Origin of the sequence: Cellulomonas algicola (assembly GCF_019024305.1) — a bacterium.
GTDB lineage: Bacteria > Actinomycetota > Actinomycetes > Actinomycetales > Cellulomonadaceae > Cellulomonas > Cellulomonas algicola.
This window is the reverse complement of record NZ_JAHKSJ010000013.1, coordinates 239,065-261,246: the sequence shown is the minus strand read 5'-3', so window position 1 is coordinate 261,246 and position 22,182 is coordinate 239,065. Positions and strand designations below refer to the sequence as shown.

Genomic DNA, 22,182 nt, shown 5'->3' with positions numbered 1-22,182 from the left:
AGACACACCTCTCGTAGATGAGCACGGCGGACGCGCTGCGGCGTTCCCGCCCTGACGTGCCGGACCCGGTCTCCCGTCGGGGGACGTCGGGCCGTGCACGGTCGGTCGAGACCGACGGGCTCATCCTACTGACGCGCGGACCCGTCCTCGGGTGGGACCGGAACCTGGACCTCCGGGACCGGGCGGCCGCCCGGCGCCGACGGCAGGTGGTCCTGCGCGTCGCCCGTCGCAGCGGGGTGACCTGTGGCGATGCGCGCCTTCTGGGTCGCCGCGTACACGTCGACGTACTCCTGGCCGGACAGGCTCATGATCGCGTACATGATCTCGTCGGTGACCGACCGCAGGATGAAGCGGTCGTTCTCCATGCCCTGGTAGCGGCTGAAGTCGAGCGGCTCGCCGATGACGACGCCGATGCGCATGATCTTCGGGATCTTGCGACCGAGGGGCTGCGCGATCTCGGTGCCGACCATCGCGACCGGGATGACGGGGGCGCCGGACTCGAGCGCGAGCCGCGCGACACCCGTCTTGCCGCGGTACAGGCGGCCGTCGGGGCTGCGGGTGCCCTCGGGGTAGATGCCGAACAGGTCGCCCTCGCGCAGCCGCCGCAGGCCCGTGTTGAGGGCCGCCTCGCTGGCCTTGCCGCCGCCGCGGTCGACGGGGATCGTGCCGACGCCGCGCATGAAGCCCGCGGTCATCCGGCCCTTGATCCCGCGGCCCGTGAAGTACTCCTGCTTGCCGATGAAGACGAGCTCGCGGTCGAGCACGAGCGGCAGGAAGAACGAGTCGATCACCGCGAGGTGGTTGCTCGCGAGGATCGCGGCGCCGCGCGCGGGGACGTGCTGCGCACCGCGCACCCACGGGCGGTACACGAGGTGCAGCAGCGGGCCCACGAACACCCGCTTCATCAACCAGTAGAACAACAGCCCACCTCTCAGCCGACTCATCGGCACGTTCCGGCCCGCCCACGGGCTCCTGACGGACCGGCCCGCGCGGCTCGGGACCACGCCCCTGACCGATCGACCGGCGCAGGGCGTCCCCGACCGCTGCGTCCGACTCTAGAGTGCTCTCATGGCTGCACGCCCCGACGACCCCGACGACGCGGTCCCCCCTCCGGGGTCCGACGCGCCGGGACCGGCCGACGACGCGCACGCCGAGACCGACGACGAACGCTGGGACGCGATCGTCGCACAGCTCGGCGACCTCGCCGGCTACACGGGCGAGGACGACGACGACGAGGACCCGTCCGGTCGAGCCGCCGCACCGACCGACCCCACGCCCGACGCGACCGCGTGGACGTCCGAGGCGCGCGTCGTGCGCTCCGCACGGGACGCGTCCGGACGCGACTGGTCGGGCACCGACCAGATCGACGACGCCGAGCAGGCCGTCGACGCCGAGGAGCACTTCGTGCCGCCCGACCCGGGCCCCGTGCTCGGCGGCGACCCGCTGCTGACGATGGCGTGGATCGCGGCGGCGGGCATGCCGCTGTTCCTGCTTGCCGTCGTGCTGTTCTGGCGCGACGCGCCCAGCGCGATCGTGCAGGCCGCGGCCGCGGTCTTCGTCATCGGCGTCGCGGTGCTCGTCTGGCGCATGCCGCACCGCCGCGACCCGGAGGACGACGACACGGGCGCCGTCGTCTGACCGCGCCCGCGCCGACGGCGAGGTCAGGCCGGCGACGTCATGCCGGCGCTGTCAGAGGCGCGCGAGGTCCGCCGCGCCGACCATGCCGGCGTCGTTGCCCATCGCGGCGGCGACGAACGACGCCTCCGGACGGTGCCCGCGCGCGGAGAGCTGCTCCCCGAAGCCGCGACGTGCCGGGCCGAGCAGCAGCTCGCCGGCCGCCACGACACCGCCGCCGACGACGATGAGCGCGGGGTCGAGCAGCGCCGTCGCGGACGCCGCACCCTCCCCGAGCCAGCGACCGAGCTCGGCGAGCAGCTCGATCGACAGCGGGTCGCCCTCCTCGGCGGCCTGCGTGATCTGCGGGCCGACGATCTTCTCGGCGTCGCCCGCGAGCTGCAGCAGCCGCTCGGCGCGCTCGGGCTCGCGCAGCACCGCGGCCTGGGCGTCGCGGACGAGCGCGCTGCCCGACGCGTACTGCTCCCAGCAGCCCTCGTGGCCGCAGCCGCAGTAGTGGCCGCCCGGCACGACGCGCATGTGCCCGACCTCCGACGCGACACCCCACGCACCGCGCACGAGCTCGCCGTTCGAGACGATCGCGCCGCCGAGGCCCGTGCCGACCGTGAGCAGGAGCATGTCGTCGACGTCGCGCGCCGCACCGAACCGGAACTCGGCCCAGCCGGCGGCGTTCGCGTCGTTCTCGACCACGATCGTGAGGTCGTCGTCGATGAGCGCCTTGACCTTGTCCCGCAGCGGGTAGTCGCGCCACGCGATGTTCGGCGCGAACAGGACGCCCGAACGGTCGGCGGCGACGAAGCCGGCCGCGGCCAGGCCCATGGCCCCGACCTCGTAGGAGCCCGCCAGCTCGCGGTAGACCTGGGCGATCGCGCGGTCGATCCCCGCGACGTCGTCCGGGGACGTCTCGACGCGCGTCTGCGCGAGGATCACGCCCTCCTCGTCGACGACGCCTGCCGCGATCTTCGTCCCGCCGATGTCCACACCGATGGCGTGCATGTCCGTGAGTGCTCCTACGCGTCAGTGCCTGGGGTCCGCGACCGAGAGGTCCGCGGCACCACGCTAGCGGCCCGCGGACCCGACACGTGCGCCGATCGTCCTGCTGGTCCCGCGGCATGCGACACGTTCGGGCGACGATGTGGCCCTTGTCACGTCACGTATCCTCGTCGCACACTTCGCCACTGCCACTGGAGCCAGAATGGACGAGTTCCACACTCCCCTGCTCGTCGAGGTCGATCCCGAGCACAACCTCAACGACCTCTTCGCCACCCGCGTCCGCGACACCCCGGACCGCGTCCTGGTCGAGCACAAGTCACAGGCCGGTGGCCCGTGGATCCCGCTGACCGCGCGGGAGTTCGACGCGGAGGTCGTCGCCGTCGCGAAGGGCCTGGTCGCACGCGGGGTGCAGCCGGGCGACCGCGTCGGGATCATGTCGCGCACGCGGTACGAGTGGTCGCTCGTCGACTGGGCGGCCTGGCGCGCGGGGGCCGTGCCGGTCCCGCTGTACGAGACGTCGTCGGCCGAGCAGGTCGAGTGGATCCTCACCGACTCCGACGTCACGCTCCTCGTCGTCGAGACGCGCGACCACCTCGCGGTCGTCGACGAGGTCCGGCCCGCGACCCGCCTGCGCGACGTGCTCGTCCTCGACGACGGTGCCGTGGACGACCTCGTCGCCGCGGGGGCGGACGTGCCGGACGAGGAGATCGCGCGCCGCCGGTCGATCGCGTCGCTGGGGGACGTCGCGACGATCATCTACACCTCGGGCACCACAGGCCGCCCGAAGGGCGTCGAGCTGACGCACGGCAACTTCTACGAGCTCACCGTGAACACGGTCGCCGGGCTCCAGGAGGTCGTCGCGGGCGACGGGGCCCGCACGCTCCTGTTCATGCCGCTCGCGCACGTGTTCGCGCGCTTCATCGAGGTGCTGTGCATCCCGGCGGGTGCGGTGCTCGGCCACACGCCCGACACGCGGACCCTCGTCGAGGACCTGGGCTCGTTCCGCCCGACGTTCATCCTGTCCGTGCCGCGCGTGTTCGAGAAGGTCTACAACTCGGCCGAGCAGAAGGCCGCCGCGGGCGGCAAGGGCCCCATCTTCCAGCGTGCCGCGAAGACCGCGATCGTCTACTCGCGTGCGCTGGACAACCCCAAGGGCCCGAGCCCGTGGCTCAGGCTGCAGCACAAGGTCGCCGACGTCCTCGTGCTGCACAAGCTGCGCGCCGCGCTCGGCGGGCAGGCCGAGTGGGCGATCTCCGGCGGAGCGCCCCTGGGCGAGCGCCTCGGGCACTTCTACCGCGGCGTGGGCCTCAAGGTCCTCGAGGGCTACGGACTGACCGAGACGACGGCGCCCGCGACGGTCAACCGTCCGGGGAAGACGAAGATCGGCACGGTCGGTCTGCCGCTGCCCGGCACGGCGATCCGGATCGCCGCCGACGGCGAGGTCGAGATCAAGGGCATCCAGGTCTTCACGGGCTACCACGCCAACGAGCAGGCGACGCGGGAGTCGCTCGCCGACGGCTGGTTCCGCACCGGCGACCTGGGCGCGCTCGACGACGACGGCTTCCTCACGATCACGGGCCGCAAGAAGGAGATCATCGTCACTGCGGGCGGCAAGAACGTCGCGCCGACGATCCTCGAGGACCGCCTGCGCGCGCACCCGCTCATCAGCCAGGTCGTCGTCGTCGGCGACCAGCGGCCGTTCATCGGGGCGCTCATCACGCTCGACCCCGAGGGCGTGCCGGGCTGGCTCGCCGCGCACGGCAAGCCGGCCATGAGCCTCGAGGAGGCCCGCACGGACCCGGACGTGCTCGCGTCGCTCGACAAGGCCGTCGCGAAGACGAACCGCGCGGTCTCGCGAGCCGAGTCGATCCGCAAGTACCGCATCCTCGACCGCGACCTGACGCTGGCCGACGGCTACCTCACGCCGAAGCTCAGCATCCGGCGCGCGGTCGTCATGAAGGACTTCGCGGCCGACGTCGAGGCGCTGTACAGCGACGACCGGGAGTAGCGAGGGAGGTCATCCGGCCTCCACGAGCCGCAGGGGCGGGACGAGCCCCGACGCCGCCAGCACGCCGATCGCGTGCCGTTCCGCGGCGTCGAGCTCGACCGCCCCTGCGGCGTCCCCGGACGCCGGCACGACCGCCGCCGGGCGGACGGGGATCGTGAGGAACGAGACGACGCAGTCGGCGCAGTCCCTGCCGCGGACCGCGCAGGAGTCGCAGTCGATGATCATGCGGCGGACGCTAGCGACGGCGTCCGACACTCCCCCGCCGCGCGCGTCGGGTCACAGGTGCTGCAGGCGCGCCAGCAGCGTCGTCGACGGCACGACCCACGCGCCCCGGGCCTCGACGTCGCGCGCGACCGCCTGGTCGCTCGTCACCACCACGAGGACGCGTCCCGGCGGCTCGGCGGCCACCAGGCGGCGGATGAGGTCGTCGGCGATCTCCCCCACCGAGAACAGCACGCGCACCCCGCGCGCCTGGACCGCCGGCGGCGCCTGACCGGGCTGGCCGTCGAAGCAGCACGTCACCTCCGCCCCCGTGCCGGCCGCGACGCGCGCGAGGCCGTCCACGAGGCGCCGGCGCTGGTCCGCGAGGGTCAGCTCCCCGTACCCGGTCTTCGTGACGTTGTAGCCGTCGACGAGCACGTGCGCCCACGGCTGCCGCAGCAGCTCGTCCAGCAGCGCCGGGTCGTCGGCCGACCGGCCGCGCGACCCCGGCCGCGGCGCGGGGCGGGTCTGGTCGGGCGCGACGAGGTCCGCGGGCAGGTCCGCCGCGGGCGGCAGCGCGAGCTCGTGCCGCAGGCCGGTCGCGGCGTCGACGATGGTGTCGAGCAGGAGGCGCACGCGGGCGTCGGCGAGCTTGCGTGCGGAGCGCAGCTCGGCCCGGGCGGCCGTGCGCTCCGCCTGGGCCGCTCGCAGGTCGTCGGCGGCCGCCCGCGCGTCGTCCGCCGCCCCCGCGCGCGCCTCCTCGGCGCGTGCCAGCGCGGCCGCAGCCTCGTCGGCCTGACGACGCCCCTCGCTGCGCGCCCGGTCCGCGTCCGAGCGGAGCCGACGCAGCTCGCGCTGCAGGGCGGCAAGCGCGTCCCGGGCGTCGGCGGCCTCACGGCGCGCGCCGGTCAGGTCGTCGCGCAGCCGCTCGACCTCGGCCTCGCTGCGGCCGAGCCGCTCGGTGAGCCGCGCGACCTCCGGCGACGGCCGCACGTCGGCTGTCGGCACGAACGGCCTCCAGTCGTGCCCGAGGAGCCACGCGCCGACCGCCGCTGACGTGCCGTGGGTCGCGCCACCCGCACCCGCGGCGGCCGCACCGTCGTCGGTGTCGTCGGAGCGGTCCGTGCTGTCGGCGGCGTCGGTGCCGGCGTCCGTCTCGCCGGCGGTGTCGCCGGCGAGGGTGCGTGCGAGGTCCGGGTGGTCCGTCGCCCACGCACGCGCCACCCGGGCGCGGAAGCCGTCGTCCTGGAGCGCCGTCCACAGGGGCCCGGCACCCGCCGACGCGCGGCGTCGGGGCGCGAACTGGCGGACCGCCCGGAGCGTCGTCGGCACGTCGGAGCCGTCGAGCGTGCCGAGCACGTCGGCCGCGACCTGCACGAGGGCCGCCCGCACGTCCGCCGGCACCTCGCCGGTGCGCAGGTCCTGCGCTCGCGCCGGCGGCTCCTCAGGTGCTCCGGCGCCGCTCATGGCAGCACCCTAGGTCCCGGGCGACCTCGCCTCGACCGCCGCTCGTCCGACGCGCCGCACCGACCACGGGGTGCGTCGGGCTGTCGGAGGGCCTGGGTACGGTCCGTCGCATGTCGCCCGACCGCCGTCTGCGCCCCGTCTGGGCCGACGCGTCCCCGGCGCCCGGCGCGGCACCGGTGCAGCTCACGCTCGACGACGTCGGCACGCCGCTGTCGGACGTCACGTTCGTCGTCGTCGACCTCGAGACGACGGGCGGCACGCCCGCCGACTGCGAGATCACCGAGATCGGCGCGGTCAAGGTCCGCGGCGGCGAGGTGCTCGGCGAGTTCCAGACGCTCGTCGACCCCGGCGGGCCCGTGCCGCCCTACATCCAGGTCCTCACCGGCATCACGACCGCGATGCTCGTGGGCGCCCCGCGGATCGAGACCGTGCTGCCGAGCTTCCTCGAGTTCGCGCGGGACTCCGTGCTGGTCGCGCACAACGCCCCCTTCGACATCGGCTTCCTCAAGGCCGCCGCGGCCCGGACGGGCCACGCGTGGCCCGGGAACAAGGTCCTCGACACCGTGCGGCTCGCCCGGCGGGCGGTCACGCGCGACGAGGTTCCCAACCACAAGCTGTCGTCGCTCGCCGCGCTGTTCGGCGCGAGCGTGACCCCCAACCACCGCGCGCTGTCCGACGCGCGCGCCACGGTCGACGTCCTGCACGCGCTCCTCGGCCGCCTCGGTCCGCTGGGCGTCACGCACCTCGAGGACCTCGCCACCGCGACCGACCCGGTGCCCGCGGACGTGCGTCGCAAGCGCACGCTGGCCGACGGCCTGCCCGACGCACCCGGCGTCTACCTGTTCCGCGGCCCGCACGAGGAGGTCCTGTACGTCGGGACCTCGACGACGTCGCTGCGCACCCGGGTCCGCAGCTACTTCACGTCCGCCGAGAAGCGGCAGCGCATCACCGAGATGGTGCGCATCGCGCACCGCGTCGACCCGGTCGTGTGCGCGACGCCGCTCGAGGCCCGCGTCCGCGAGCTGCGGCTCATCGCCGAGCACTCACCGCGGTACAACCGCCGCTCGCGCTTTCCCGAGCGCATGCCGTGGGTGCGGCTCACGAGCGAGCCGTTCCCGCGGCTGTCGGTCGTGCGCGACGTCCGCGACGAGGACGGCGCCGCGTACATCGGGCCGTTCTCGTCGAGCGCCTCCGCACAGCTCGCGCTCGACGCGCTGCACGAGTCCTTCCCCGTCCGCCAGTGCACCCGCCGCCTCCCCCTCGTCGCGCCCGCCGGCGCGACGGCGTGCGTGCTCGCCGAGCTCGGCCGCTGCGGTGCACCGTGCCTCGGGCAGCAGTCCGTCGACGCGTACGCCGCCGTCGTCGAGCGCGTCCGCACGGCCATGTCGTCCGACCCGGCCGAGGTCGTCGCCGCGCACGCCGAGCGCATCACGTGGCTCGTCCGTCAGGAGCGCTTCGAGGAGGCCGCGACCGTCCGCGACCGTCTCGCCGCGTACCTGCGCGGCGCCTCCCGCGCGCAGCGCGTCGCACCGCTGTCCCGCTGCCCCGAGCTCGTCGCCGCGCGACGGACCGACGACGGCGGCTGGGAGCTCGTCCTCGTCCGGCACGGACGGCTCGCGGGGACCGCACGCGTCGACCGGCGCACCGACCCGCGACCCGTCGTCACCGCGCTGCAGGCCAGCGGTGAGCACGTCGCCGCGCCGCCGTCGCCCGCCCCCGCCGCGCACCCCGAGGAGACCGACCTCCTGCTCGCCTGGCTCGACAAGCCCGGCGTCCGACTGGTCGAGGTCGCCGGCGGCTGGTCGATGCCCGCCCGCAGCGCCGTCGCGGTCGTCGACCCGGCCGCGGCCGTCGCGGGCGCCGCGCGGCACGCGCAGGTCGACCCGGCCGGTGACCAGGGCGGCGGCACGACGCACCGGCCGCACCTGTCGCTCGTCGCCCCCGCGCCCAGCACGGCATGATGGGCGACATGCTGACCGCCATCGTGCTCATCGACGCCGACGCCGCGAAGGTCCCCGAGGTCGCCACCGCCATCGCCGACCTCCGCGGGGTCAGCGAGGTCTACTCCGTCACCGGCGACGTCGACCTCATCGCCGTCGTGCGGGTCCGCGAGCACGAGGCGCTCGCCGACGTCATCGCCGACAAGGTCGGCAAGGTCGACGGTGTCGTCCGGACGCAGACCTACATCGCGTTCCGCACGTACAGCCAGCACGACCTCGAGACCGCGTTCGCCCTCGGCCTCGAGGACTGACCACGCAGCGGAACGGTGAGCAGCGGATCGCCCCGGAGCCTCCGAGGCTGACCGACGACGCCCTGCTCGCGCTGCGCGCGCTGTCCGACCGGTGCGACCCGCCGCCGTGGCGGTCCTCGGTCGAGGGACGCGATCACGTCGCTGGTGACGACGTCATCCTCGTCGGAGCAGACGGCGACCGGCGTGAGGACCTCTACCTGCACCGCGACAGCGGCCCGGCGGACGCGGACTGCCTCGATCTGGTCGCGACGGCGCGGACCTACCTACCGGTGCTGGTGGACGAGGTGCTTGAGCTCCGAGGCCGGCTGCGCGAGCAACAGAAGGCGCGGCCGTAGACGTCGACCACGCCGTCGTCACGCGCTGGCGGCGCGCCACCTCTCGAGCGCCGCGGCCGCCGCGCCGCTGTCGATCGACTCCCGCGCGATCGCGGTCGCACGGTCGAGCCGCTCGAGCAGCGAGCCCTCGCCGATCCCGGGGAGCGTGCCGTCCGCGACGAGCGCCGCGGCGCTGTTGAGCACGACGGTGTCGCGCACGGCGCCCGGCTCGCCCGCGAGGAGTCGACGCGCGACCTCGGCGTTGTGCGCCGCGTCGGCGCCACGCAGGTCCTCGAGGTCGACGTGCACCTGCCCGAGGTCGCGCGCCCAGTCGACGAGGTGCTCGTCGACCTGGCCGGACCGGACCTCCCACACGCGGGTCGTGCCTGTGGCGGCGATCTCGTCGAGACCGTCCTCCCCGCGGAACACGACGGCGTCCTTGCCGCGGTCGGCGAAGACGCCCGCGATGAGCGGCGCCATGCGCTCGTCCGCGACGCCGATCGCCGACGCCGCGGGCTGCGCGGGGTTGGACAGCGGGCCGAGGAAGTTGAAGACGGTGCCGATGCCGAGCGCGCTCCGGGCGGCGGCCGCGTGGCGCATCGCCGGGTGGAAGCGGCCCGCGAAGCAGAACGTGATGCCGGCCTCGAGGGCGATGTCCGCGACGCGGCGGGGCTCGTGGTCGAGCCGGATGCCGAGCACCTCGAGCACGTCCGCCGACCCGGACGACGACGAGGCGGCGCGGTTGCCGTGCTTCACCACGCGCAGGCCAGTGCCCGCGACGACGAGCGCCGACATGGTCGAGATGTTGACGGTGTGCGCGCGGTCGCCGCCGGTGCCGACGATGTCGACCGTGCGGCCGGGGACCTCGATGCGGATCGCGTGCTCGAGCATCTGGTCCGCGAGGCCGCGGAGCTCGTCGACCGTCTCCCCCTTGGCGCGCAGCACCACGAGGAACGCGGCGACGCGCGCGGGGTCGGCCTCGCCGCGCATGATCTCGTCCATCGCCCACGAGGCCTGCTCGCGGGTCAGGTCCTCGCGTCGGACGAGGGTCGCGAAGAGGTCGGACCAGGTGCGCGCGCTGGTCATCCGGCGAGCGTCCGTCGGCTGACGAGCGACGCGACGGCGTCGTGCAGCTGCTCGGGGTCGAGCGGCCGGCTGACGACCGCGTCGGCGTGCGACCACGACGCGAGCCACGCGTCCTGCGGGCGACCGGTGAGCAGCAGCACCGGGGGGCAGCGGTAGATCTCGTCCTTGAGCTGGCGCCCGAGGCCCATGCCGCCGACCTTGTCCGCCTCGCCGTCGAGCACGAGCAGGTCGATCCCGCCGGCCTCGGTGGTCGTGATGACGGCGTCGGCCGTCGCGACCTCGACCCAGTCGATGTCGGGCTCGCCCCGGCCCAGCCGGCGGCCGACGGCGAGCCGCACCTCGGCGCGCGTGTCGACGTCGTCGCTGTAGAGGAGGACCCGGGGTCCCGAGGCGGCGGTCTGTGCGTGGTCGGGCTGGGCCGTGCTCATGGTCGTCCCTCACTCGTCGTCGACGTGCGTCCGAGGGGCATCTTGGCACGACCGGGCTGCTCGCCGGGCCATCGTCGCGGCTCGTGCCGGCGCGAGCCCTAGCACGAGTCGCCGCGCCGTCCGCACGCCGCGAGACCTGGCGACGCGCGCGTGAGACGTCGTCCCGTCCGCGGTCGCAGGACGAGTTCCGCGTGTTGACGCGCGACTCTCGCTCCCCTGACCACGTGCGACGCCCCGAGGATCGTGACGGTGTGACATATACCGCGCGCCACGAGGTAGGCCCAATGACCCATGCACAGCGGCGATCAGCCATAATGACGACGTGTCGACCGCCATGGCTGCCCCTCGCACCGCGCCTCACGTGAGCGTCAACCGACCCAACCCGGTGTCGGTGGGGACGATCGTGTGGCTCGCCAGCGAGCTCATGTTCTTCGCCGGCCTCTTCGCCATGTACTTCACGCTCCGGGCAGCGGTGCCCGACGAGTGGGCGACGCAGACCGAGAAGCTCAACCTGACCTTCGCGTTCATCAACACCTCCGTGCTGGTGCTGTCGTCCGTGACGTGCCAGATGGGCGTGTGGGCCGCCGAGCGGTTCCAGCCCGTCCGGACGGGCTCGCTGCTCCAGGTGAACCGCTGGGGCATGAACGAGTGGATGGTGCTCACGTACCTCATGGGCGCCTTCTTCATCGGCGGCCAGGTGTTCGAGTACGCGGAGCTGGTCCACGAGGGCCTGACCATCTCCTCGAGCCCGTACGGCTCGGTGTTCTACCTGACGACCGGCTTCCACGGCCTGCACGTCGTGGGCGGCCTCATCGCCTTCCTCTTCCTGCTCGGTCGGTCGTTCGCGGCGAAGCGCTTCGGCCACCACGAGGCGACCACCGCGATCGTGACGTCGTACTACTGGCACTTCGTCGACGTCGTGTGGATCGCGCTGTTCGCGGTCATCTACCTGATCCGCTGACGCCCGGCGGCTCGCCCCGCCACCCAGTCCCCCATCCCCCACGTGCGAGACGAGGATCGATCCGTGAAGGCACTCGCAGCCCGCAGGCACGATCGGCGTGCGCCGATCGTGCTGCTCCTGCTGGCGCTGCTGCTCACCGGCGGCCTGTACGCCGTCCTGGCCCCGACGTCCGCGGACGCCGCGCCCAAGACGGCCACGGCCGACGACGTCGCCACCGGTGAGAAGCTGTTCCAGGCCAACTGCGCCACGTGCCACGGTCCCTCGGCGGGCGGCACCGAGGACGCGCCGTCGCTCATCGGCGTGGGCGCCGCGGCCGTCGACTTCCAGGTCGGCACGGGCCGCATGCCCATGCAGATGAACGGCCCGCAGGCGCAGGCCAAGCCGGTGCAGTTCGACGACGAGCAGATCGAGCAGCTCGCCGCGTACGTCGCGTCGCTGGGCGCCGGTCCCGCGATCCCCACGGACGACATGGTCGACCCCGCGCAGGGCGACGTCGCCAATGGCATGGCCCTCTTCCGCACCAACTGCGCCATGTGCCACAACGCGGTCGGCGCCGGCGGCGCGCTGTCGCAGGGCAAGTTCGCGCCCAACCTCTGGGAGACCTCGCCGCGTCACCTCTACGAGGCGATGCAGACGGGCCCGCAGTCGATGCCCGTGTTCAACGACGCGACCATCACGCCCGAGGAGAAGCGCGACATCATCGCCTTCATCAACGAGCAGGGCGACGTCTCCCCCGGTGGCCTCGACCTCGGCTCGCTCGGCCCGGTCAGCGAGGGCCTCTGGGCGTGGGTCGTCGGACTCGGCCTGCTCATCGGTTTGTCGGTCTGGATCGGAGCCAAGTCCTCGTGAGCACGCACGACCCCCACACCGAGCTGGACGTCCGCGGCGCGGACGGCGCTCCCCAGCGCTTCGAGGACCCGGGCGTCCACGAGCACGTCCACCGCCAGGCGGACATCGACCCGAAGGCGACCAAGCGCGTCGAGCGGCAGGTCCTCCTGCTGTTCACGCTGTCGATCCTCGCCACGATCGGCTTCATCGTCGCGTACTTCGCGCTCCCCCCGGGCGAGACGCCCGAGTCGATGCGCACCTCCAACCTCGCGCTGGGCCTCGGCCTCGCGATCTCGCTCCTGGGCATCGGCATCGGCGGCAGCCACTACATCAAGGTGCTGATGAGCAACCGCGAGTACGTCGAGGAGCGCCACCCGCAGCGCACCGACGACGCGACGCGCGAGATCGCCGTCCAGATGCTCAAGGACGGTGCCGAGGACTCGGGCCTCACGCGCCGCGGCGCGATCATCGGCGCGGCCGTCACGGCGATCGCGCTCTTCCCGCTCGCGATCGTCCTGCCCATCGTCGGCAACGTCGGCGAGGACTGGAACGTCCGCAAGTTCAAGCACACGATGTGGCGCAAGGGCACGCGGCTCGCGTACGACCCGACCGGTCGCCCCATCAAGGCCTCGGACCTCACCATCGGATCGGTCGCGCACGTCCAGCCGGCCGACCTCGACGAGGCCGAGCACCCGCTCGACGAGAAGGCGAAGGCGGTCGTCCTCGCGATCCGGCTCGACCCTCGGGACATCGTGTCCGAGCAGGGCGAGGGCTGGTCGTACGACGGCATCGTCGCCTACTCGAAGATCTGCACCCACGTGGGCTGCCCCGTCGCTCTCTACGAGCAGCAGACCCACCACCTGCTGTGCCCGTGCCACCAGTCGACGTTCGACGTCGCTGACAGTGCGAAGGTCGTCTTCGGTCCCGCGAAGCGACCGCTGCCGCAGCTGCCGATCACCGTGGACGACGAGGGCTACCTGATCGCTCAGAGCGACTTCCACCAGCCCGTCGGTCCGAGCTTCTGGGAGCGCCTGACGTGACGACCACGACCACCTCCAAGGCCACGACCCCGCCGTCGGCGGGTGCGCGGGCCGTCGGCGCGACCGCCGACTACCTCGACCAGCGGACCGGCCTCGGCCACGCGGTCAAGTTCTTCGCCCGGAAGGTCTTCCCCGACCACTGGTCGTTCTTCCTGGGCGAGATCGCGCTGTACAGCTTCGTGACGCTGCTCATCTCGGGCGTCTTCCTCACGCTGTTCTTCGTCCCGAGCATGGGCGAGACGCACTACGAGGGCCCGTGGGCGTCGATGAACGGCGTCGAGATGTCCGAGGCGTTCGCCTCGACGCTGCGCCTGTCGTTCGAGGTCCGCGGCGGTCTGCTCATGCGGCAGATCCACCACTGGGCCGCTCTGATCTTCATGGCCGCGATCGTCACGCACATGATGCGCGTGTTCTTCACCGGTGCGTTCCGCAAGCCGCGTGAGATCAACTGGGTCGTCGGCTTCGTGCTGCTGATCCTCGGTCTCGCCGCCGGCTTCTCGGGCTACTCGCTCCCGGACGACGTCCTGTCCGGCAACGGCCTGCGGATCACGGACGGCGTCATCAAGGCGATCCCGATCATCGGCAGCTACATGTCGTACTTCGTGTTCGGCGGCGAGTTCCCCGGGACCGACCTGATCCCGCGCCTGTTCACCGTGCACGTCCTGCTGGTGCCGGCGCTGATCCTCGCGCTCATCGGCCTGCACCTCGTGCTCATGGTCATGCACAAGCACACGCAGTACCCGGGCTCGGGCCGCACGAACAACAACGTCGTCGGCTTCCCCGCGCTCCCGGTGTACGCCGGCAAGCTGCTCTTCAACCTGTTCGTGGTGTTCGGCGTCATCGCCCTCATGGGCGCGACGATGTCGATCAACCCGGTGTGGAACTACGGCCCGTACGACCCGTCACCGGTGTCCGCGGGCGCCCAGCCCGACTGGTACATGCTGTTCCTGGAAGGGTCGCTCCGACTCATGCCGGGACAGGCCGAGTTCGTGCTCGGTCAGTACACGGTCAGCCTCAACGTGATCATCCCGGCGATGGTGGTGCCGGGGATCCTGTTCACGCTGCTCGCGCTGTACCCGTTCATCGAGGCGTTCGCGACCGGTGACAAGCGCGAGCACCACGTGCTCGACCGCCCGCGCAACCGCCCGTTCCGCACCGCGTTCGGCGTCTCGCTGCTCACGGCGTTCTTCATCCTGGTGCTCGCCGGGTCGAACGACCTCATCGCGACGCACTTCCACCTGTCGATCAACGACATCACGTGGGTCTTCCGCGTGCTGCTGTTCGTCGGCCCCTGGTTCGCGTTCTGGATCACCAAGCGCATCTGCCTCGGCCTGCAGCGCAAGGACCGCGAGCTGGTCCTGCACGGGCACGAGACGGGTCGCATCGTGCGGTTCGCGAGCGGCGAGTACATCGAGGTGCACAAGCCCCTCGACGCGCACGAGCGCTGGCTGCGCGTGCAGCACGAGGCCATCCGCCCGCTCGAGATCGAGCCGGCCGAGGACTCGCGCGGCGTCCGCCGCAAGGGCTACCGCCGCGACACGATCCGCCAGCGGCTCTCGCAGGTCTTCTACGAGGACCGGGTGGAGCCGGTGACCCCCGCCGAGCTCGAGGCCGCGCACGCGGCGCACGGGCACCACGGCGAGGTCGAGGCAGCCCCCGAGGCGCACGCGGCGCCGGAGCTCGCGGGCGCGTCCGGGCGGACCGGCGGTGGCCAGCACCTCGTCGATCCGCAGGACGAGACGTCCCCCGAGACGCGGAATCGCTGATCAAGGACCAGAGTTGACCGTGGAGTCGGGCGGCTCGCCGTAACGGCGGGCCGCCCGATCCGTTTCGTACCCCGCCCGGCCGTACCAGAACGGTCGTGCACCGACGCAGGAGAGGTACTCACGCATGGCTGACTACACGCTTCCGGACCTGCCGTACGACTACGCAGCCCTCGAGCCGCACATCTCCGGCCGGATCATGGAGCTGCACCACGACAAGCACCACGCGGCCTACGTCACCGGTGCCAACACGGCCCTCGAGAAGCTCGCCGCCGCGCGCGAGGCGGACGACCTGGCCGCCGTCAACCTGCACGAGAAGAACCTCGCGTTCAACCTCGGCGGTCACGTGAACCACTCGGTGTTCTGGCAGAACCTCTCCCCCGAGGGCGGCGACAAGCCCACCGGCGAGCTCGCGGCCGCGATCGACGAGTTCTTCGGCTCGTTCGAGGCGTTCCAGAAGCACTTCGCCGCCAACGCGATCGGCATCCAGGGCTCCGGCTGGTCGATCCTCGCGTGGGACTCGATCGGCGAGAAGCTCGTGATCGTCCAGCTGTACGACCAGCAGAGCAACATCGCGCTCGGTCTCGTGCCCGTCGTCGTGCTCGACATGTGGGAGCACGCGTTCTACCTCGACTACGTCAACGTCAAGGCGGACTACGTCAAGGCGTGGTGGAACATCGTGAGCTGGGCCGACGCGGCCGCGCGCTTCGACCGCGCCCGGACGCAGACGCGGGGCCTCATCGTCCCCGCCTGACGCTCGCGTCGTCACGAGGCCGTCCGCTCCCGTCCGCGGGGGTGGGCGGCCTTCGTCGTACGCGGACGCCACCGGACGCCACCGGACGGCACCGGACGGCACCGGACGGCACGGTGGTAGGAAGGGGCGGGTGAGCGGAGACAACGAGGTGCCCGTCGACGTGCGGCTCGTGTGGGGTCCGTCGGGCGCCCGCTCCCTGGGTACCGACGTCGACGTGGCCGTCGTCGTGGACGTGCTGTCCTTCACGACGACCGTGTCGGTCGCCGCGGACCGCGGCGTCACCGTGCTGCCGTGCGCGGCGTACGACGTGCACGCGGCGACGCTCGCCGTGCAGCACGACGCCGTGCTCGCCGTCCGTCGTTCCGAGGCGCGCCCGGGCGACGTGTCGTTGTCGCCCGGCTCCGTACGGGCGGCGGCCAGCCTGCGACGACTCGTCCTGCCGTCGCCGAACGGCTCGACGCTGAGCAGGCTGCTCGGCGCCGGCGAGCGTGCCGTGGTGGCAGCGTCGCTGCGCAACGCGGCGTCGGTCGCCGCGTGGATCGCTGCCACCGCGGCCGAGAGAGCGCGTCCCCTCCGCGTCGCCCTCGTGCCCGCAGGAGAGCGTCGGGCCGACGGGAGCGTCCGCCAGGCTCCGGAGGACGTCTGGGGTGCTGGAGCCGTCTTGGAGGGCCTCACGACCACCGCTCCTGCGGTCGCGTCGCCCCGCGCCGCCGCGGCGCTGACCGCCTGGCGCGAGGTCGCCCGTCGGCCCGGGCGCGCGCTGCGCCTGAGCCGCACCGGGGTGGAGCTGACCGACGCGGGGTTCGCGTCCGACGTGGCGGTCGCGGCCGAGGTCGGGACGAGCGTGGCGGTGCCGCTCCTGCGCGACGGCGCCTACGTCGACGTCACGCCTCTCGGACGATGAGCGACGCGCGGGCGCCCCGCGCGACCACGTACCACGGAGCGATGAGCGACGCGCTGGCGCCCTGGGGAACGACGTGCCGCCCGGTGGTGACGTTCCCGCGCCTCGCGGGCCGCGCGCCGGTCGACGAGCGACAGGGCCGACGTGCCGGGACGTGCGACGGCCCCCGCGGTCGCGCAGAGCGAGGACCGAGGGGGCCGTCGTGCGGTCAGGGACCGGTCAGTGCGCGTGCTGTCCGCGGGAGAACTCGAACACCCAGCCGACCAGGCCGATGACGCCGAGGATCGCGCCGATGATCGCGACCCAGAAGCCGATCGCGAGGCCGAGGAACATGACGGCCGCCGCGGCACCGATGACGAGCGGCCACCAGCTCCACGGGCTGAACACGCCCTGGTCGCCGGCGCCCTGCTCGATCTCGCCGAACTCGTCGTCCTCGGGACGGGCGTCGATGCGCCGCGCGAGCAGCGCGAAGTAGGCGCCGATCATGCCGACGAGGCCGCCGACGAGCGGGATGCCGACGGTGCCGACGGGCTCGCCGTCGCTCCACAGCGCGTAGATCAGGCCGACCGGGATGAAGAACAGCAGGCCGTAGAGGAAGAGCTTCGCCTCGAACCTCACCGGTCACCCTCCTTGTCGCTGCCGGGACGGTCCTGCGGACGGTCCTCGACGATCGTCGTGGACGACTGCTCGGGCTCGCCCTTGCCCTCCACGACGCGGTCGACCGCGACCTCGGTCTCACCGCGGCGGTCCGCCTCCCAGTCGAACGGACCGGGGTTGGGCTCGACGTGGTCCATCGCCGCGACCTCGGGGTGGTGCAGGTCGAACGCGGGACGCTCGGAGCGGATGCGCGGCAGCGACGTGAAGTTGTGCCGCGGCGGCGGGCAGGACGTCGCCCACTCGAGCGAGGCGCCGTACCCCCACGGGTCGTCCACGGTCACCTTCGGCGCGTTGCGCCACGTGACGTAGACGTTCCAGAGGAACGGCAGCGTGGACGCCGCGAGCACGGCCGCGCCGATCGTGGAGAGCTGGTTCATCCACGTGAAGCCGTCGTCGGGCGAGTAGTCCGCGTACCGGCGGGGCATGCCGATGACCCCGAGCCAGTGCTGGACGAGGAACGTCGTGTGGAAGCCGATGAACAGCAGCCAGAAGTGGATCTTGCCGAGCCGCTCGTCGAGCATCCGGCCGGTCATCTTGGGCCACCAGAAGTAGAAGCCCGCGAACATCGCGAACACGACGGTGCCGAAGACGACGTAGTGGAAGTGCGCCACGACGAAGTACGAGTCGGAGAGCTGGAAGTCGAGCGCCGGGCTGGACAGGATGATGCCCGTCAGTCCGCCGAAGAGGAACGTGACGAGGAAGCCGATCGTCCAGAGCATCGGCGTCTCGAACGTGAGCTTGCCGCGCCACATCGTGCCGATCCAGTTGAAGAACTTCACGCCGGTCGGCACCGCGATGAGCATCGTCATGAACGCGAAGAACGGCAGCAGCACCGAGCCGGTGACGTACATGTGGTGCGCCCACACGGTCACGGACAGGGCTGCGATCGCGATGGTGGCGTAGACGAGGCCCTTGTAGCCGAAGATCGGCTTGCGGCTGAAGACCGGGAGGATCTCGGTGACGATGCCGAAGAACGGCAGCGCGATGATGTAGACCTCGGGGTGCCCGAAGAACCAGAACAGGTGCTGCCAGAGGATGGCGCCGCCGTTCTCGGGGTTGAAGACCTGCGCGCCGAGGCGGCGGTCGGCACCGAGCGCGAACAGCGCGGCGGCCAGCGGCGGGAACGCCATGAGCACCAGGAGCGACGTCACCAGGGTGTTCCAGGTGAAGATCGGCATCCGGAACATCGTCATGCCGGGCGCGCGCATGGTGACGATCGTGGTGATGAAGTTGACGGCACCGAGGATCGTGCCGAAACCACCGAGCGCGAGGCCGAAGACCCACAGGTCACCGCCGACACCGGGTGAGTACACGGTGTTCGACAGCGGTGCGTACGCGAACCAGCCGAACGACGCGGCGCCCTGCGGCGTGAGGAAGCCCGCGGCGGCGATGAGGCCGCCGAAGAAGAACAGCCAGTACGCGAACATGTTGAGCCGCGGGAACGCGACGTCGGGCGCGCCGATCTGCAGCGGCATGATCACGTTGGCGAAGCCGGCGAACAGGGGCGTCGCGAACAGCAGCAGCATGATCGTGCCGTGCATGGTGAACGCCTGGTTGTACTGCTCCTTGGAGGAGAACACCTCCATGCCGGGCGTGAACAGCTCGGCGCGGATGAGCAGCGCGAGGATCCCGCCGATCGCGAACCACACGAACGACGTGATCAGGTACATGTACCCGATCGTCTTGTGGTCGGTGGAGGTGATCCACTTGATCACCGTGCGCCCGAGCGTCTGGCGCGAGGGCGCCAGTCCGGGGATCTTCTCCACGGCGGTGGCCATCAGTGGTCGCTCTCTTCCTGCGTGGTGCTGCTGCTGACGCTGTCGACGTCCTGCAGGCGGCTGTACTCGAGCCCCAGCGAGCCCTCCTGGCCCTTGTCCTTGAGCTCCTGGATGTGCGCGTCGAACTCCTCGCGGGACACGACCTTCACGTTGAACAGCATCGACGAGTGGTACTCGCCGCAGAGCTCGGCGCACTTGCCGAGGTAGGTGCCCTCCTCGGTGGGGGTCACCTGGAACGTGTTGGTCTTCCCCGGGATCATGTCCATCTTGTAGAGGAACGAGGGGATCCAGAACGAGTGGATGACGTCACGCGAGTCCAGCGTGAACTCGACCCGCTCGTCGACCGGCAGGTACAGCGTCACCTGGTCCGCCAGGGCGCCTGAGCTGCCGCCCACGTCCTGCGCGTGCTGACCCGTCTCGTACGCGTCGTCGTCGAGGTAGTTGAAGTCCCAGCTCCACTGCTTGCCGATGGCCTGCACGTGGATGTCGGCCTCCGCGGAGGTGTCCTGCAGCGCCGTGACGTCTCGGTTCGTGTAGTAGAAGAGCACGCCGACCATGAAGATCGGCAGGATCACGTACATGACCTCGAGCGGCACGTGGTAGCGCAGCTGCACGGGGAGCACGTCGTCGTTCTTGCGCTTCCGGTAGACCGCGACGCACCACAGGATCAGGCCCCAGGTGATGAGGCCGACGATGAGCGCGGCGATCCACGAACCGCGCCACAGGCTGACGATCCGGGCGGTCTGGTCGGTGATCTCGGCGTCCGACGAGCCGGGCAGCCAGCCGCGTTGGACCTCATCGGAGCAACCGCTCAGGGCGACCACGACGACGGCCGCGAGTCCTGCCGTCAGCAGGGCCGGGCGGCGCGTCCGGCGGGGGTGTTCCGGGTGCACGGGGGACCTCTCACTCACGTCCCGTCAGCGCTCGACCCCGCTGCTGGCGGTCGTCACCCGGGACCTTCGTCCTCGACCTGTGCAGCCTAGCGCGCCGACCACGACGTTTCGTCCTCGCGACGCCGGATGACGACACGGTGTCAGCACCGTCACACCACGTCTCCTGCGCACGTCCACGACGTGCGGCCGGGCCGCGCACGGCGGACGACCGCGCCGGTCAGGGCTACGGTGCACCGGTGAGCCCCCGTGACGACGCCCCCGCGGTCCCGGCCGTCGACGACCGCGGTGTGACGCACACCACTGCCCCCGCAGCGGTCCGTCGGGTGGTGCTCGACGCGGGCGGGCGCGCTCCCCTGCTGCCGCAGGCGCGGGCCGCGTTCGTCGAGGCGCTGGACCAGGGCTGGGCGGACCCGCGACGTCTGCACGCCGAGGGTCGACGTGCCCGCCTGCTGCTCGACGGCGCGCGCGAGGCGATCGCGGCCGTCGTCGGCGCGCGCACCGAGGACGTCGACCTCGCACCGTCGCACACCACGGCCCTCCACACGGCCGTGCTCACGGTCGCGCGCGGACGCCGGCGCGCGGGCGGCGACGTCGTGGTCCCGACCGTCGAGCGGGCCGCCGTGCTGCACGCGGCCGACACCGCGGTGGCGTCGTCGGGCGGCCGGCGCGTCGACGTCCCGGTCGACCGGCTCGGGCGCGTCGACGTCGCGCGCATGGTGGACGCCGTCGGGCAGCCCGGGGTGGCGCTCGCCGCGCTCCAGCACGCGAACGGCGAGGTCGGGACGCGGCAGCCCGTCGCGGAGGTCCACGCGGCCGCGCGCCGGGCCGGGGTCCCCCTGCTGGTCGACGCCGGTGCGAGCCTCGGGCACGCCGACGTCGGCGACGCGTGGGACGTGCTGGCCGCCGACGCGGGCGACTGGGGCGGGCCCGCGGGCATCGGCGTGCTCGTGACGCGCCGCGGTGTCCGGCGCTCGCCGGTCGCGCCCGAGGACGAGGACCGCTGGTTCCCCGGCGGTGTCAGCGTGCCGGCCGCGCTGGCCGCCGCGGTCGCCCTGCAGGTGGCGCACGCCGACCGGGACGCCGCCGACGCCGCTCGGCGTGCGCTCGTCGACCGGGTCCGCGCGCGCGTCGCGGCCGAGGTGCCCGACACCGAGGTCGTCGGTGACGCCGACGACCGTCTCCCCCACGTCGTGACCTTCTCGTCCCTGTTCGTGGACGGCGAGGCCCTCGTGACCGCGCTCGACGCGCTGGGCTTCGCGGTCGCGTCCGGCTCGGCGTGCACCTCGAGCTCGCTCGAGCCGAGCCACGTGCTGGCCGCCATGGGGGTGCTCACGCACGGGAACGTGCGGCTCGCGCTCCCCCGCGGCACGCGCGCCGAGGACGTGGAGCGGTTCCTCGACGTGCTGCCGGGGGTCGTCGCGCGCGTGCGCGCGGCGGGCGGGGTGGACGGCCTGTGACCGAGGACCCGGACCCGCTGGTGGTCGACGCACGCGGCCTGCGCTGCCCTGCGCCCGTCATCGCGCTCGCGAGGGCCGCGCGCGCCGCGGCGCCCGGGAGCGAGCTCACGGTGCTCGCGACCGACCCGGCGGCGCGGCACGACGTCCCCGCCTGGGCCCGGATGCGCGGCCACACGATGGTGTCGAGCACCGACGGCGAGGGCGTCTGGCGCCTCACGGTCCGCCTCGGGGACGCCCCTGCCGCGTGAGGTTCACGCGCGAGGCCTGACGACGGAGCCCTGACGCACGAGGGCCCGGCACCGAGATCCGGTGCCGGGCCCTCGTCAGGGCGTCGGTTGTCAGCTGAACGAGCCGCCGCACGCGCAGGCCGAGCCCGCGTTCGGGTTGTCGATCGTGAAGCCCTGCTTCTCGATCGTGTCGGCGAAGTCGATCGTCGCGCCCTCGAGGTAGGGGACGCTCATGCGGTCGACCACGACCTCGACGCCGTCGTAGTCACGCGTCACGTCGCCGTCGAGCAGGCGCTCGTCGAAGTACAGCTGGTAGATGAGGCCCGAGCAGCCGCCGGGCTGGACGGCGACGCGCAGACGCAGGTCGTCGCGGCCCTCCTGCTCGAGCAGGCTGCGGACCTTGTCCGCCGCCACGTCCGTGAGCAGGACGCCGTGCGTCTGGGTCTGCGTGGTCTCGCTCATCGTCTCTCCTGGTGCCGGGGAACTCACGTCAACGGTGCGCAACAGCGTCGCGCGCCGCGTTGTTCCCGTCCAGGGTAC

General features: G+C 72.5%; 22 protein-coding genes. 12 read left to right on the top strand and 10 right to left on the bottom strand.

The features are described from left to right. Positions 1–125 precede the first annotated feature (125 nt). Positions 126–905: a lysophospholipid acyltransferase family protein gene (locus tag KOV94_RS11815; protein WP_218052165.1), complete on the bottom strand. Its 780-nt coding sequence runs from the start codon at positions 903–905 to the stop codon at positions 126–128. A gap of 163 nt (positions 906–1,068) precedes the next feature. On the opposite strand from KOV94_RS11815, the gene KOV94_RS11810 reads away from it, so the two are divergent. Further along, complete coding sequence (locus KOV94_RS11810) at positions 1,069–1,638, top strand: COX15/CtaA family protein (RefSeq protein WP_124342998.1); 570 nt, start codon at positions 1,069–1,071, stop codon at positions 1,636–1,638. Positions 1,639–1,689: 51 nt separating this feature from the next. Here KOV94_RS11810 and KOV94_RS11805 read toward each other — a convergent pair whose 3' ends face one another. Further along, entirely contained in the window at positions 1,690–2,631 is a 942-nt protein-coding gene (locus KOV94_RS11805) for an ROK family glucokinase (protein WP_124342997.1), read from the bottom strand. A 199-nt stretch (positions 2,632–2,830) separates the two neighbouring features. Here KOV94_RS11805 and KOV94_RS11800 point away from each other — a divergent pair, with 199 nt between their 5' ends. Beyond that, complete coding sequence (locus KOV94_RS11800; RefSeq protein ID WP_124342996.1) at positions 2,831–4,636, top strand: AMP-dependent synthetase/ligase; 1,806 nt, start codon at positions 2,831–2,833, stop codon at positions 4,634–4,636. A gap of 9 nt (positions 4,637–4,645) precedes the next feature. On the opposite strand, the gene KOV94_RS11795 is transcribed toward KOV94_RS11800, so the two are convergent. Then, on the bottom strand, positions 4,646–4,861 hold the full coding sequence (locus tag KOV94_RS11795) for a hypothetical protein (RefSeq protein ID WP_124342995.1): 216 nt from the start codon (positions 4,859–4,861) through the stop codon (positions 4,646–4,648). A 51-nt stretch (positions 4,862–4,912) separates the two neighbouring features. Then, positions 4,913–6,304, bottom strand: coding sequence for an NYN domain-containing protein (locus KOV94_RS11790; protein WP_218052131.1), 1,392 nt, complete (start codon positions 6,302–6,304; stop codon positions 4,913–4,915). 110 nt (positions 6,305–6,414) lie between these two features. Between KOV94_RS11790 and KOV94_RS11785 the strand changes: the two genes are divergently transcribed. Together KOV94_RS11785 and KOV94_RS11780 are read left to right on the top strand one after the other, a co-directional pair. Beyond that, on the top strand, positions 6,415–8,265 hold the full coding sequence (locus tag KOV94_RS11785) for a DEDD exonuclease domain-containing protein (protein ID WP_218052130.1): 1,851 nt from the start codon (positions 6,415–6,417) through the stop codon (positions 8,263–8,265). A gap of 8 nt (positions 8,266–8,273) precedes the next feature. Further along, complete coding sequence (locus KOV94_RS11780; RefSeq protein ID WP_124342498.1) at positions 8,274–8,555, top strand: Lrp/AsnC family transcriptional regulator; 282 nt, start codon at positions 8,274–8,276, stop codon at positions 8,553–8,555. Positions 8,556–8,908: 353 nt separating this feature from the next. On the opposite strand, the gene trpD is transcribed toward KOV94_RS11780, so the two are convergent. Together trpD and KOV94_RS11770 are read right to left on the bottom strand one after the other, a co-directional pair. Then, positions 8,909–9,955: an anthranilate phosphoribosyltransferase gene (gene trpD / locus KOV94_RS11775; protein ID WP_124342497.1), complete on the bottom strand. Its 1,047-nt coding sequence runs from the start codon at positions 9,953–9,955 to the stop codon at positions 8,909–8,911. Next, complete coding sequence (locus tag KOV94_RS11770; protein ID WP_124342496.1) at positions 9,952–10,383, bottom strand: response regulator transcription factor; 432 nt, start codon at positions 10,381–10,383, stop codon at positions 9,952–9,954. The genes trpD and KOV94_RS11770 overlap by 4 nt, the downstream gene beginning before the upstream one ends. Before the next feature lie 334 nt (positions 10,384–10,717). Between KOV94_RS11770 and ctaE the strand changes: the two genes are divergently transcribed. From ctaE to KOV94_RS11740, 6 genes are all read left to right on the top strand, one after another. Next, the gene (gene ctaE / locus KOV94_RS11765) at positions 10,718–11,344 is read left to right on the top strand and encodes an aa3-type cytochrome oxidase subunit III (RefSeq protein ID WP_124342503.1); all 627 of its coding nucleotides are present in this window, start codon (positions 10,718–10,720) and stop codon (positions 11,342–11,344) included. Positions 11,345–11,407: 63 nt separating this feature from the next. Then, a complete protein-coding gene (gene qcrC, locus KOV94_RS11760) occupies positions 11,408–12,193 on the top strand; it encodes a cytochrome bc1 complex diheme cytochrome c subunit (RefSeq protein ID WP_124342495.1) in 786 nt (261 codons plus the stop codon). Next, complete coding sequence (gene qcrA, locus KOV94_RS11755) at positions 12,190–13,212, top strand: cytochrome bc1 complex Rieske iron-sulfur subunit (RefSeq protein WP_124342494.1); 1,023 nt, start codon at positions 12,190–12,192, stop codon at positions 13,210–13,212. Before qcrC ends, qcrA begins: the two co-directional genes overlap by 4 nt. After that, positions 13,209–14,978, top strand: coding sequence for a cytochrome bc1 complex cytochrome b subunit (gene qcrB / locus KOV94_RS11750; RefSeq protein WP_218052129.1), 1,770 nt, complete (start codon positions 13,209–13,211; stop codon positions 14,976–14,978). The genes qcrA and qcrB overlap by 4 nt, the downstream gene beginning before the upstream one ends. 124 nt (positions 14,979–15,102) lie before the next feature. Next, positions 15,103–15,729, top strand: a complete 627-nt coding sequence (locus KOV94_RS11745) for a superoxide dismutase (protein WP_124342492.1) — start codon at positions 15,103–15,105, stop codon at positions 15,727–15,729. A gap of 130 nt (positions 15,730–15,859) precedes the next feature. Then, positions 15,860–16,633: a 2-phosphosulfolactate phosphatase gene (locus KOV94_RS11740; protein ID WP_124342491.1), complete on the top strand. Its 774-nt coding sequence runs from the start codon at positions 15,860–15,862 to the stop codon at positions 16,631–16,633. A 216-nt stretch (positions 16,634–16,849) separates the two neighbouring features. On the opposite strand, the gene KOV94_RS11735 is transcribed toward KOV94_RS11740, so the two are convergent. From KOV94_RS11735 to ctaC, 3 genes are read right to left on the bottom strand one after another with little or no spacing between them, the layout of a single operon-like run. After that, entirely contained in the window at positions 16,850–17,248 is a 399-nt protein-coding gene (locus KOV94_RS11735; RefSeq protein ID WP_124342490.1) for a cytochrome c oxidase subunit 4, read from the bottom strand. Then, on the bottom strand, positions 17,245–19,065 hold the full coding sequence (gene ctaD, locus KOV94_RS11730) for an aa3-type cytochrome oxidase subunit I (RefSeq protein WP_124342489.1): 1,821 nt from the start codon (positions 19,063–19,065) through the stop codon (positions 17,245–17,247). The genes KOV94_RS11735 and ctaD overlap by 4 nt, the downstream gene beginning before the upstream one ends. Next, complete coding sequence (ctaC, locus tag KOV94_RS11725; RefSeq protein ID WP_124342502.1) at positions 19,065–19,958, bottom strand: aa3-type cytochrome oxidase subunit II; 894 nt, start codon at positions 19,956–19,958, stop codon at positions 19,065–19,067. Before ctaC ends, ctaD begins: the two co-directional genes overlap by 1 nt. Before the next feature lie 287 nt (positions 19,959–20,245). Here ctaC and KOV94_RS11720 point away from each other — a divergent pair, with 287 nt between their 5' ends. After that, complete coding sequence (locus KOV94_RS11720) at positions 20,246–21,415, top strand: cysteine desulfurase family protein (RefSeq protein ID WP_218052164.1); 1,170 nt, start codon at positions 20,246–20,248, stop codon at positions 21,413–21,415. Beyond that, on the top strand, positions 21,412–21,663 hold the full coding sequence (locus tag KOV94_RS11715; RefSeq protein ID WP_124342488.1) for a sulfurtransferase TusA family protein: 252 nt from the start codon (positions 21,412–21,414) through the stop codon (positions 21,661–21,663). The genes KOV94_RS11720 and KOV94_RS11715 overlap by 4 nt, the downstream gene beginning before the upstream one ends. Positions 21,664–21,753: 90 nt before the next feature. Here KOV94_RS11715 and erpA read toward each other — a convergent pair whose 3' ends face one another. Next, the gene (gene erpA, locus KOV94_RS11710; RefSeq protein ID WP_124342487.1) at positions 21,754–22,104 is read right to left on the bottom strand and encodes an iron-sulfur cluster insertion protein ErpA; all 351 of its coding nucleotides are present in this window, start codon (positions 22,102–22,104) and stop codon (positions 21,754–21,756) included. Positions 22,105–22,182: the final 78 nt, after the last annotated feature.